The 12617-nt window shown below is 58.8% G+C and carries 9 protein-coding genes; 5 read left to right on the top strand and 4 right to left on the bottom strand.

Features of this window, described 5'->3' with window-relative positions; all coding sequences use genetic code 11:
• Positions 1-80 precede the first annotated feature (80 nt).
• The 3 genes from ftsN to priA all read right to left on the bottom strand — a co-directional run bounded on the left by ftsN (position 81) and on the right by priA (position 4519).
• A complete protein-coding gene (gene ftsN / locus LG383_RS19445) occupies positions 81-1070 on the bottom strand; it encodes a cell division protein FtsN (protein ID WP_225759955.1) in 990 nt (329 codons plus the stop codon).
• A gap of 93 nt (positions 1071-1163) precedes the next feature.
• Positions 1164-2189: a DNA-binding transcriptional regulator CytR gene (gene cytR, locus LG383_RS19450; protein ID WP_106995790.1), complete on the bottom strand. Its 1026-nt coding sequence runs from the start codon at positions 2187-2189 to the stop codon at positions 1164-1166.
• A gap of 134 nt (positions 2190-2323) precedes the next feature.
• On the bottom strand, positions 2324-4519 hold the full coding sequence (gene priA, locus LG383_RS19455; RefSeq protein WP_225759956.1) for a primosomal protein N': 2196 nt from the start codon (positions 4517-4519) through the stop codon (positions 2324-2326).
• A 202-nt stretch (positions 4520-4721) separates the two neighbouring features.
• Here priA and rpmE point away from each other — a divergent pair, with 202 nt between their 5' ends.
• Positions 4722-4934 (top strand): 50S ribosomal protein L31, encoded by a 213-nt coding sequence (rpmE, locus tag LG383_RS19460; protein ID WP_003862040.1) that lies wholly within the window; start codon positions 4722-4724, stop codon positions 4932-4934.
• Positions 4935-4982: 48 nt separating this feature from the next.
• Here the strand turns inward: rpmE and metJ are convergent, their stop codons facing one another.
• Positions 4983-5300: a met regulon transcriptional regulator MetJ gene (gene metJ / locus LG383_RS19465; protein ID WP_007369220.1), complete on the bottom strand. Its 318-nt coding sequence runs from the start codon at positions 5298-5300 to the stop codon at positions 4983-4985.
• 278 nt (positions 5301-5578) lie between these two features.
• On the opposite strand from metJ, the gene metB reads away from it, so the two are divergent.
• The 4 genes from metB to katG all read left to right on the top strand — a co-directional run bounded on the left by metB (position 5579) and on the right by katG (position 12590).
• Positions 5579-6739: a cystathionine gamma-synthase gene (gene metB / locus LG383_RS19470; RefSeq protein WP_106995792.1), complete on the top strand. Its 1161-nt coding sequence runs from the start codon at positions 5579-5581 to the stop codon at positions 6737-6739.
• A 2-nt stretch (positions 6740-6741) separates the two neighbouring features.
• Positions 6742-9174: a bifunctional aspartate kinase/homoserine dehydrogenase II gene (locus LG383_RS19475; RefSeq protein ID WP_166184821.1), complete on the top strand. Its 2433-nt coding sequence runs from the start codon at positions 6742-6744 to the stop codon at positions 9172-9174.
• A 209-nt stretch (positions 9175-9383) separates the two neighbouring features.
• A complete protein-coding gene (gene metF, locus LG383_RS19480; RefSeq protein WP_106995794.1) occupies positions 9384-10274 on the top strand; it encodes a methylenetetrahydrofolate reductase in 891 nt (296 codons plus the stop codon).
• 144 nt (positions 10275-10418) lie between these two features.
• A complete protein-coding gene (gene katG, locus LG383_RS19485; RefSeq protein ID WP_225759957.1) occupies positions 10419-12590 on the top strand; it encodes a catalase/peroxidase HPI in 2172 nt (723 codons plus the stop codon).
• Positions 12591-12617 lie beyond the last annotated feature (27 nt).

The raw sequence follows: 12617 nt of genomic DNA on the forward strand, positions 1-12617 counted from the left end.
GTTACAAAATCGGGAAACAGAAGCCCTGAGCCAGTGCTCAGGGCTGAATAGAATGATAGATGGGGGGGATTTTGGGGGTTTCAACCCCCGGAGGCGAGTCGAATGCAGTTTGTGTGACCTGCCATCTTCAGACGAGAGATGGTGCCATCGGCATTGTCTTTGCCTTTGACCGGGCCAATCACCACGCGATTCCAGCCGTTGTTGGTGGTAATGCGTGAATCAAAACCTTCGAAAGCCAGCTGCGCACGCACGGTTTCTGCCTGCTCTGCGCCTTTGAAGGAGCCGCACTGTACCATCCAGCGGCGTTCGTCTTTCTTCTCAGCCGTCGGCTTTGGCGCCTCGGTCTCTCTGGTGATCGGCGCGGCCTGCTGCGTTTTCGGCGCCTGGGCGGTGGTATGCGCCGGGGTCTGCAACAGATCCTGATACGGCTGATTTTGCTTAGACGGCTGCGCTTTTGACTGCTGCACCGGCTGAGTCTGGGCGGTACGCGGTTGTTCCGTCACGCGCGGTTGCGTTTTCGGCTGCTGTACCGTCTGGCTCTGCGCCCACTGCTGTTGTTGTTGCTGTTGCTGCTGAGCTTGTTGCTGTGCCTGGCGCTGACGCTGTAGTTGCAGCGTTTGCTGGCGCTGTGCTGGCGTCTGCTCATTCCACGGCACTTCGTTGAGCTGGGTAGGCTGCTGGCGCATATCGGCCTGCATCTGTGCCAGCAGCTGACGCTGTTCGTTGGTTAACTGGGTAGGATCTTTCACCTCGCCACCGGCAGACGGTTCTGTCGGCGCACGCACGCCCGGCTGGCGGCTCTCAAGCTCTTTAATATAGCGCCAGCGCTCTTCCGGTTTCGGCGGTAAGCCATTGCCGACAACTTTATTGCCCTGCAGCGCTTCTGCTTCTTCTTTTTTATGGTGCGTAATGAACCAGAGGCCGCCGATGAATGCCACCAGTACTGCCGCCGCAATCGCGACCATGGCAGGCGAGACCGCAGGCATGCTGCGTTGCGGTTTCCGTGAGCTACTCTTTTTGCGTCGCGAAGGTGCCGGCTGGCCGCGACGTACATAATCTCGTTGTGCCACTATCGTTTCGCTGTATTTATTCGTTTGTCAGCCCGTCATGTTACTTAAGCGACGGGCCTTTGACCAGATGAGGACGTCTGAAAGGCGGTGGCTTTACGTTAGCGCCTGGGTTGAACCGCGAACAATCAATTCACAGTCCAGTAAACGGGAGCCGCTGCTGACCGTTTGACCGTTCAGTTGATCCAGTAACAACAGCATCGCTTCCCGGCCTATCTCATAGCGCGGCTGCGCCACGGTGGTGAGCGGTGGATCGCAAAACTCAGACAGGGAAATGTTATCGAAGCCAATGATGGAGAGATCTTTCGGCACATTCAGGCCGTGGCGCTTGGCATACGAGAGCGCGCCCAACGCCATCACGTCGCTGTGACAGAACACTGCGGTTGGCGGCTGTGGCAGCGAGAGCAGTTTTTCCAGCGCCAGCCCGCCTGCGGCATAGGTAAAATCGCCCCGGGCTATGTAGTGCGGATCGACCGTCGCCCCGGTACGGCGCAGCGCCTGAACGTAACCCTGCAGGCGATAATGGCACAGCGGCATCTCTTCCGGCCCGGCGATACAGCCGATGCGCTTATGTCCCAGCTCCTGCAGATAGTTCACGGCATTAAACGCGGCGGTGAGGTTGTCGATGTGAACGGTAGGCAGTTCCAGCTCAGGGGCGAATTCGTTGGCCATCACCATCGGTGGCAGATTGCGCTGCTCTTCAATGCTGGCATCGAAGGGCAGACGTGAGCCGAGCAGCAGCATGCCGTCGATCTGCTTGGTAATAATCAGGTCAATGAAGGTTTTTTCCTGCTGATTCTGGTGCGCGCAGTCGCCAATCAGCACCAGGTAGCCCTGTGCCGCGGCGGTCACTTCGATGCCGCGGATAATTTCGCTGAAAAAGGGATCGCAGATGTCGGGCACAATGACCAGGATGGTGCGGGATTCGTTACGTTTGACGTTACGTCCCATCGCCTGGGGCAGATAACCGACCTCCAGTGCAGCCTGCTCAACACGATTACGTGTGGTCTGAGAGACTTTATCGGGATTCATTAAGGCTCGGGATACCGTTGCCGTTGAGACTTTTGCTTTCAGGGCAACATCTTTCATGGTCGCTGAGGCGACCTCTTTCCTGGACTTCAACCTCTTCTCCTCGCCGGCGTATCAACGCTCTTCTGACTGAGTCAGTTTTATCAGATTGCGAATGGAAGCGGTTACAGAATTTTCATAAAAAGTGTGAGGCATGTTTAATTTTTCGATCCGCCTCCCACCATTTTTTAGCTTTCGATAGGATCGACGTCCAGCACCCACTTCACTTTGCGCGCTTCCGGCAGCGTGTTAATTAACGCTAACGTTCCGCTGACGATATGCTGCAAGCGGATTCGGGAAGGGTGTTGCAGCAGAATTTGCCAGCGATAACGGCCGCCACGTTTCGGAGCCAGCGCCGGAACCGGACCTAAAATCCACAGCTGATTATCCACCAGCGGGCTGGCCTGCAGCAGGTTGCGCAGCTGCTGGAGGAACAGCGGCGCCTGCTGGTTGTTGTGATCCTCGGCGCGGATAATCACATGGCTGGTCCACGGCGGGAGCTGCAAAGTCTGGCGTTCGGCCAGCGCCTGCTCGGCAAAGGCGTCGTAGCCTTTATGCAGCAGGGTTTGCAGCAGCGGGTGTTCGGGATGGTGGGTTTGCAGCACCACCTCGCCCTGTTTACCGGCACGCCCGGCGCGGCCCGCCACCTGCGTATAGAGCTGGGCAAAGCGCTCTGCGGAACGGAAATCCGCCGAGAACAGCGCGCCGTCAACGTCCAGCAGCGCCACCAGGGTGACGTCCGGGAAGTGATGCCCTTTCGCCAGCATCTGCGTGCCAATCAGAATGCGCGCGCCGCCGCGATGGACTTCTGCCAGCTGCTGCTCAAGCGCCCCCTTGCGGCTGGTGGTATCGCGGTCGATACGCGAGATCGCCACGCCCGGGAAGAAGGGCGTTAACGCCTGTTCCAGCTGCTCGGTGCCCAGCCCGACCGGCACCATATGCGTCGAGCCGCAGGACGGACACTGACGTGGGATTGGGCGCTGGCTGTCGCAGTGGTGGCAGCGCAGGTGGTGCTGGGCCTGATGCAGGGTGTAGTAGTGATCGCAGCGTGGGCATTCGGCTATCCAGCCGCAGTCATGGCACAGCAGCGCCGGGGCAAAGCCGCGACGGTTGAGAAACAGGATCACCTGGTTGTTGGCCTGCAGGTGCTGACGCATGCGGGTAATCAACGCCGGGGCTAATCCCGCCTGCACCTGCTGACCTTTCAGATCCAACACATGCTGCACGGCGGGACGCGCATTCCCCGCCCGGCGCGTCAGGCGCAGCATATGGTATTTGCGCTGGCGCACGTTGTGCAGCGTCTCCAGCGCCGGCGTGGCCGAGCCGAGAATAATCGGGATCTGCTCGCTGTGGGCGCGGTACACCGCCAGGTCGCGGGCGTGATAGCGCCAGCCTTCCTGCTGTTTATAGGAGCTGTCGTGCTCTTCGTCGATAACGATCACGCCCAGATTCTTAAACGGCGTGAACAGGGAGGACCGGGTGCCAATCACAATCGCCGCTTCGCCGTTGCGGGCTTTCAGCCAGGCGCTGAGGCGCTCGCTGTCGTTTAAACCGGAGTGCAGCACCTCGACCGGGGCGTTGAAGCGCTCGCGAAAACGGGCGATGGTCTGTGGGGTGAGGCCGATTTCCGGGACCATCACCAGGGCCTGCTTCCCCTGCGCCAGCACGTTTTCCAGCACGCTCAGATAGACTTCGGTCTTACCGGAGCCGGTAACGCCCGCCAGCAGCCAGGCCGAGAAGCGATCGGACGCGCTGTGGATCGCCCCGACGGCGGTGGCCTGTTCGGTATTGAGACGCAGGCGGTCGCCGGACACGCTAAAGCCGTCGCGCCAGTCGACCAGCGCAGGCGCTTCGCAGGCCAGCTCGCTCAGCCCCTTTTTGCGTAAGCCCTGCAGCGCCGCGTCGTTAAAATCGAGGCTTTCGACCTGATGACGCCAGATCCGGCCCTTGCGTAACGCCGCCAGCGCCTGCTGTTGTTTCGGGGAGCGTTTCAGGCTGTTGATATCCACCGCCTGGCCCTGCTCGGTGGCAAACCAGTACCACATCGGCGCGTGGCTGGCGTTTTTGCCCTGCCGCAGCAGAATGGGTAAGGCGTGGAACAGCACATCGCCAATGGGATGGTGATAGTAGTCGGCGGCCCACAGCAGCAGGCGCCAGACGCTTTGCGAGAGGACCGGCTCGTCGTCCAGCACCTCCACCACGCTTTTCAGCTCCGCGAGGGGCAGCTCACTTTGCTGGCTCACGGAGACCACAATGCCTATCCGCTGCTGTTTGCCAAACGGCACCGTCACGCGACAGCCCGCTTTGGCCTGCATGTTATCTGGCAGCAGGTAATCAAAGGTACGGGGAAGCGGAACGGGCAGGGCAACGTGAGCAACGGGCATCGAATCTTCCTGACTTGAAAAGTGGCGCGTTAGTATACACATTAGTGAAAGGCGGCGGGCGGATCAGTTTGCATACCCTGGTTAAATTCTGTATGATTCGCCGCCTTTGGTGCACTTTGCATCAAAGAACTTACATTCAACATCGCGTGGTGTCTGGCGTTAGGGCTGGAAGAGCGACGCGGCCTTAACTGAGGTTCTCCCCATGAAAAAAGATATCCATCCTAAATACGAAATGATTACTGCTAACTGTTCTTGCGGTAACTCTATCCAGATCCGCTCCACCGTGGGTCACGATCTGAACCTGGACGTGTGCGGCAAATGCCACCCGTTCTACACTGGTAAGCAGCGTGATGTTGCAACCGGTGGCCGTGTTGACCGCTTCAACAAGCGTTTCAGCATCCCGGGCGCGAAATAAGCATCCCGAAAAAAAAGCGCCGCAAGGCGCTTTTTTTATATCTGCAAATCAGTATTCCCACGTATCCGGGTCGATACCCAGCTCACGCATGATCACCTTCGCCTCTTCCGGAATTTCATCACTACGCTCTTTGCGCAGGTCTTCATCGTTCGGCAACGGTTGACCGGTAAACGCGTGCAGGAACGCTTCGCACAGCAGTTCGCTGTTGGTAGCGTGACGCAGGTTATTCACCTGACGACGCGTGCGTTCATCGGTGAGGATCTTTAACACCTTCAGAGGAATGGAAACCGTAATTTTCTTTACTTGTTCACTCTTCTTACCGTGCTCAGCGTATGGGCTGATATATTCGCCGCTCCATTCAGCCATGAGATACCTTTAATCCTCTCTGTCATTAATATGAGGCCGACACCGCAGCGGTTCGCCGGGTTTCGCGCCATAATCTTGCGTAGTTTACCGTAGAGACGTCACCGTGACACGGATATTGCCTCTGGGTTATGCGCTAAAGCATGTAATTTTAACGGCTATTTGCGTATTGCTCAATCTATACGCAAAGAAGTTTAGATGTCCAGATGTGTTGACGTCCATATAATCAATGTTTACTCTGGGGCCTGACTTTTCATCCATTAAGCCAGGAAGCCTTCACCATGACGCGTAAACAGGCCACCATCGCAGTGCGTAGCGGATTGAATGATGACGAACAGTACGGCTGCGTTGTCCCGCCCATTCATCTCTCCAGTACCTATAACTTCACCGGATTTAATGAACCACGCGCCCATGACTACTCGCGCCGTGGCAACCCGACGCGTGATGTCACCCAGCGTGCGCTGGCGGAACTGGAAGGTGGCGCAGGCGCGGTGATGACCAATACCGGCATGTCGGCCATTCATCTGGTGACCACCGTGTTCCTGAAGCCTGGCGATCTGCTGGTGGCCCCGCACGACTGCTATGGCGGCAGCTACCGTCTGTTCGACAGCCTGGCGAAGCGCGGTTGCTATCGCGTGCTGTTTGTCGATCAGGGTGATGAGCAGGCGCTGAAACAGGCGCTGGCAGAAAAACCGAAGCTGGTTTTAGTCGAAAGTCCAAGCAACCCACTGCTGCGCGTGGTGGACATTGCAAAAATTTGTCAGCTTTCGAGGGATGCGGGAGCGATAAGTGTAGTGGATAATACCTTCCTCAGTCCGGCGCTGCAGAACCCGCTGGCACTGGGAGCAGATCTGGTATTGCATTCATGCACCAAATACCTGAACGGCCACTCCGACGTGGTGGCCGGGGTGGTGATTGCTAAAGATCCAGCGCTTGTCACCGAACTGGCATGGTGGGCGAATAATATCGGCGTCACTGGCAGCGCGTTTGACAGCTACCTGCTGCTGCGCGGGCTGCGTACCCTGTCGCCGCGTATGGATGTGGCGCAGCGTAACGCCCAGGCGATTGTCGATTTCCTGAAGACCCAGCCGCTGGTGAAAAAGCTCTATCACCCGTCGCTGCCGGAGAATCAGGGGCACGAGATTGCGGCGCGTCAACAAAAGGGTTTTGGCGCGATGTTAAGTTTTGAACTGGATGGCGATGAGCAGACGCTGCGTCGCTTCCTGAGCGGGTTGTCACTGTTTACGCTGGCGGAATCATTAGGGGGAGTCGAAAGCTTAATCTCCCACGCCGCAACAATGACCCACGCGGGCATGGCGCCAGAAGCGCGTGCCGCCGCCGGGATCTCTGAGACGCTGTTACGCATCTCAACCGGTATTGAAGATTGTGAAGATTTAATTGCCGATCTGGAAAATGGCTTCCGGGTCGCAACCAAGGGGTAATCATGAGTGTGATAGCGCAGGCAGGGGCGAAGGGTCGCCAGCTGCACAAGTTTGGTGGTAGTAGTCTGGCTGATGTGAAATGTTACCTGCGGGTCGCGGGGATCATGTCAGAGTATTCGATGCCGGGGGACATGATGGTTGTCTCCGCCGCGGGCAGCACCACCAACCAGTTGATTAGCTGGCTGAAGTTAAGCCAGACCGATCGTCTCTCTGCGCATCAGGTTCAACAAGCGTTACGCCGTTACCAGAGTGAACTGATCGCCGGCTTATTGCCTGCCGACGTGGCCGATGGCCTGATCAGTACCTTTATCCAGGATCTGGAGCGCCTGGCCGGGTTACTCGACAGCGGCGTGACCGACGCGGTCTATGCCGAAGTGGTGGGCCACGGTGAAGTGTGGTCGGCCCGGCTGATGGCGGCGGTCCTGCAACAGCAGGGCCTGGACGCAGCCTGGCTCGACGCGCGTGACTTCCTGCGTGCCGAGCGTGGCGCCCAGCCGCAGGTGGATGAAGGTCTCTCTTATCCGCTGCTCCAGCAGCTGCTGGTGCAGCATCCAAATAAACGTATTGTGGTGACCGGCTTTATCAGCCGCAGCAACGCGGGTGAAACCGTGCTGCTGGGACGTAACGGTTCCGACTACTCTGCAACGCAGATTGGTGCCCTGGCGGGCGTATCCCGCGTCACCATCTGGAGCGACGTGGCCGGTGTCTACAGCGCCGACCCGCGCAAGGTGAAAGACGCATGCCTGCTGCCGCTGCTGCGCCTCGACGAAGCCAGCGAGCTGGCCCGTCTGGCGGCCCCGGTGCTGCACGCCCGCACCCTGCAGCCGGTCTCCGGCAGCGATATCGATCTGCAGCTGCGCTGCAGCTACACGCCGGATCAGGGCTCGACCCGCATTGAGCGCGTGCTGGCGTCCGGCACGGGGGCGCGTATCGTCACCAGCCATGACGATATCTGCCTGATCGAATTCCTCGTGCCTGCCGGACATGATTTCAAACAGACGCATAAAGAGATCGACCTGATCCTGAAGCGCGCCCAGGTGCGCCCGCTCGCCGTGGGGGTGCACACTGACCGTCATCTGCTGCAGTTCTGCTACACCGCAGAAGTGGCCGACAGCGCGCTGAAAATTCTCGATGAAGCGGGCCTGCCGGGCGAGCTTCGTCTGCGTCAGGGGCTGGCGCTGATCGCGATGGTCGGGGCGGGCGTCACCCGTAACCCGCTGCACTGCCACCGCTTCTGGCAGCAGCTGAAAGGTCAGCCGGTAGAGTTTACCTGGCAGTCGGAAGAGGGCATCAGCCTGGTGGCGGTCATGCGCACCGGGCCAACCGAGAGCCTGATCCAGGGCCTGCACCAGTCGCTGTTCCGCGCTGAAAAACGTATCGGTCTGGTACTGTTCGGGAAAGGCAACATCGGTTCCCGCTGGCTGGAGCTGTTCGCCCGCGAGCAGACCACGCTCTCGGCGCGTACCGGCTTTGAGTTTGTGCTGGCAGGCGTTGTCGACAGTCGCCGCAGCCTGCTCAGCTATGAAGGGCTGGACGCCAGCCGCGCGCTGGCCTTCTTTAACGATGAAGCCATTGAGCAGGATGAAGAGTCGCTGTTCCTGTGGATGCGTGCCCATCCGTACGATGACCTGGTGGTGCTGGATGTGACCGCCAGCGAACAGCTGGCCAATCAGTATCTCGATTTTGCCAGCCACGGTTTCCACGTTATCAGCGCCAACAAACTGGCGGGCGCCAGCAATACCCGCAACTATCGCCAGATCCACGACGCCTTTGAAAAAACGGGCCGTCACTGGCTGTATAACGCCACCGTCGGGGCTGGTTTGCCGGTTAACCACACCGTGCGCGATCTGATCGAAAGCGGCGACAGCATTCTGGCCATCAGCGGTATCTTCTCCGGCACCCTGTCGTGGCTGTTCCTGCAGTTTGATGGCACCGTGCCGTTTACCGACCTGGTGGACCAGGCGTGGCAGCAGGGGCTAACCGAGCCCGACCCGCGCGTTGACCTCTCCGGTAAAGACGTGATGCGTAAGCTGGTGATTGTGGCGCGTGAAGCGGGCTACGATATCGAGCCGGGTCAGGTGCGCGTGGAGTCGCTGGTGCCGACGGACTGTGAAGAGGGGTCTGTTGATTACTTCTTCGAGAACGGCGATGCCCTGAACGAGCAGATGCTACAGCGCCTGGAAGCGGCCCGCGAAATGGGCCTGGTTCTGCGCTACGTGGCGCGTTTCGATGCCAATGGCAAAGCCCGCGTCGGGGTTGAAGCCGTCCGCCCGGAACATCCGCTGGCGGCGCTGCTGCCGTGCGATAACGTCTTCGCCATCGAAAGCCGCTGGTATCGCGATAACCCGCTGGTGATCCGTGGTCCAGGTGCGGGCCGTGACGTCACCGCCGGGGCAATCCAGTCAGATATCAACCGTCTGGCACAGCTGCTGTAATCCATATGTTTTCCCCCTCTCCCCACAGGGGAGAGGGAATAGTCGCCTCATCCTGAACCTTTTTCATCTTCCCTGAGCATTCCTCACCGTCAATGATGATATTTTCAGTTGACGCCAGTCGGCTTTTCCGTCATTTTTACATCTGGACGTCTAAACGTATAGAAGTTCGAACACAACAAAACAACGACACGCGATTGATGAGGTAAGGTATGAGCTTTTTTCACGCCAACCAGCGGGAAGCCCTGAATCAGAGCCTGGCTGAAGTAAACGGCCAGATTAACGTCTCTTTTGAATTTTTCCCGCCGCGCACCAGTGAAATGGAGCAGACCCTGTGGGCCTCTATCGATCGCCTGAGCAGCCTGAAGCCGAAATTTGTTTCGGTGACCTACGGTGCCAACTCCGGCGAGCGCGACCGTACGCACAGCATCATTAAAGGCATTAAGGATCGTACCGGTCTGGAAGCCGCGCCGCATCTGACCTGTATCGATGCCACCCGCGACGAACTGCGCACCATTGCCCAGGATTACTGGAACAACGGCATCCGCCATATCGTGGCCCTGCGTGGCGACCTGCCGCCGGGCAGCGGTAAGCCGGATATGTACGCGACCGATCTGGTGGCGCTGCTGAAAGAGGTGGGCGACTTCGACATCTCCGTGGCGGCTTACCCGGAAGTGCATCCGGAAGCGAAAAGCGCCCAGGCGGATCTGCTCAACCTGAAACGTAAAGTGGATGCCGGTGCCAACCGTGCCATCACCCAGTTCTTCTTTGATGTCGAAAGCTACCTGCGCTTCCGCGACCGCTGCGTCTCCGCCGGTATCGACGTTGAAATTATTCCGGGTATTCTGCCCGTCTCCAACTTCAAGCAGGCGAAGAAATTTGCCGACATGACCAACGTGCGCATCCCGCTGTGGATGGCGAAGATGTACGAAGGTCTGGACGATGACGCCGAAACCCGCAAGCTGGTGGGAGCCAACATCGCCATGGACATGGTGAAGATTTTAAGCCGCGAAGGGGTGAAAGATTTCCATTTCTATACCCTTAACCGCGCCGAAATGAGCTACGCGATCTGCCATACGCTGGGGGTTCGCCCGGGTCTGTAACGATGAAGCCCTCACAATGATGAGGGCTTTTATATTTCAGGCAGATATCGACGGTATTAACTATCAAATCTGTGGATGGTTTCAATTATCTCTTGTTGCCGGTGGTGTATATCCTAACGATAAAACCATAGAGGGAGCAGAGCGATGAGTACGTCCGACGAGAACCAGACTTCAGGTAAGTGTCCTTTCCATCAGGGCAGTTATGACAAGAGCGCAGGTGCCGGCACCAACAGCCGGGACTGGTGGCCCAAACAGCTTCGTATCGACCTTCTCAACCAGCATTCCGAACGTTCCAACCCGCTAGGCAAAGATTTTAACTACCGCAAAGAATTCAGCAAGTTAGATTACGCTGCCCTGAAAGGCGATCTGAAAGCCCTGCTGACCGATTCCCAGCCCTGGTGGCCTGCAGACTGGGGCAGCTACGCCGGTCTGTTCATCCGTATGGCGTGGCACGGTGCCGGGACCTATCGCTCCGTAGACGGGCGTGGCGGTGCGGGCCGGGGCCAACAGCGTTTCTCTCCCCTCAACTCCTGGCCGGATAACGTCAGCCTCGATAAGGCGCGTCGTCTGCTGTGGCCGATCAAACAAAAATATGGCCAGAAAATCTCCTGGGCCGACCTGTTTATTCTTGCCGGTAACGTGGCGCTGGAGAACTCTGGCTTCCGTACCTTTGGCTTTGGTGCCGGGCGTGAAGACGTCTGGGAACCGGATCTGGACGTCAACTGGGGTGATGAAAAAGCCTGGCTTGAGCACCGCCATCCGGAAAGTCTGGCGAAAAGTGCCGTTGGCGCCACCGAGATGGGGCTGATCTACGTCAACCCGGAAGGGCCAAACGCCAGCGGTGAACCGCTGTCTGCGGCGGCGGCGATCCGCGCCACCTTCGGCAACATGGGGATGAACGATGAAGAGACCGTCGCGCTGATCGCCGGGGGCCATACGCTGGGTAAAACCCACGGTGCCGGGGAAGCGACCCATGTGGGTATCGATCCGGAAGGCGGCCCGCTTGAAGCGCAGGGCCTGGGCTGGGCCAGCACCCACGGCAGCGGTTTTGGTGCTGATGCCATCACCTCCGGTCTGGAAGTGATCTGGTCCCAGACGCCGACCCAGTGGAGCAACTACTTCTTTGAGAACCTGTACAAATACGACTGGGTGCAGACCCGCAGTCCGGCAGGTGCCATCCAGTTCGAAGCGTCGAATGCGCCGGAAATCATGCCCGACCCGTTTGACCCGTCGAAGAAACGTAAACCGACCATGCTGGTTACCGACCTGACGCTGCGTTTCGATCCGGAGTTCGACAAGATTTCCCGTCGTTTCCTCAACGATCCGCAGGCCTTTAACGAAGCCTTTGCCCGGGCGTGGTTCAAACTGACCCACCGCGATATGGGGCCAATTGCGCGTTATATCGGGCCAGAAGTACCGAAAGAAGAGCTGATTTGGCAGGATCCGCTGCCACAGCCGTTCTTCCATCCGACCGCGGAAGATATTCAAAGTCTGAAAGCGGATATTGCGGCTTCCGGGCTGTCGGTCAGCGAGCTGGTGTCGGTGGCATGGGCCTCGGCGTCCACCTTCCGCGGTGGCGATAAGCGTGGCGGGGCCAACGGCGCCCGTCTGGCGCTGGCACCGCAGCGCAGCTGGGATGTCAACGCCGTGGCCGCACGCGTGCTGCCGGTGCTGGAAGGCATTTATAAATCGGCACATAAAGCGTCGCTGGCGGACATCATCGTGCTGGCGGGTGTGGTGGGCGTTGAGCAGGCGGCCAAAGCCGCTGGTGTGAACATCACCGTGCCGTTTACGCCGGGCCGGGTCGACGCGCGCCAGGATCAGACCGATATCGGCATGTTTACGTTGCTGCAGCCGGCTGCTGATGGTTTCCGTAACTACCGGGCGGCGATCGACGTGTCGACCACCGAGTCGCTGCTGATTGATAAAGCGCAGCAGCTGACCCTGACCGCGCCAGAGATGACGGTGCTGCTGGGCGGGCTGCGCGTGCTGGGCGCTAACTTCGATGGTGGTAAGAGCGGGGTCTTTACCGATCGCGTGGGCGTACTCAGTACGGACTTCTTCGTCAATCTGCTGGATATGGGCACGCAGTGGAAGGCTACCGATGAATCCAGCGAGCTGTTTGAAGGCCGCGACCGCGTGAGTGGGGATGTGAAGTATCTGGCGAGCCGTGCCGACCTGGTGTTTGGTTCCAACTCCGTGCTGCGCGCCCTGGCCGAGGTTTACGCCAGCAGCGATGCCCACGAGAAGTTCGTGACGGACTTTGTCGCGGCATGGGTGAAAGTGATGAACCTCGACCGGTTTGATCTGCTGTAAACAGGAAAATCCCCGCGCTGGCGGGGA

It is taken from the genome of Leclercia sp. Marseille-Q4284, from assembly GCF_916618945.1.
Classification (GTDB): Bacteria; Pseudomonadota; Gammaproteobacteria; order Enterobacterales; family Enterobacteriaceae; genus Enterobacter; species Enterobacter tamurae.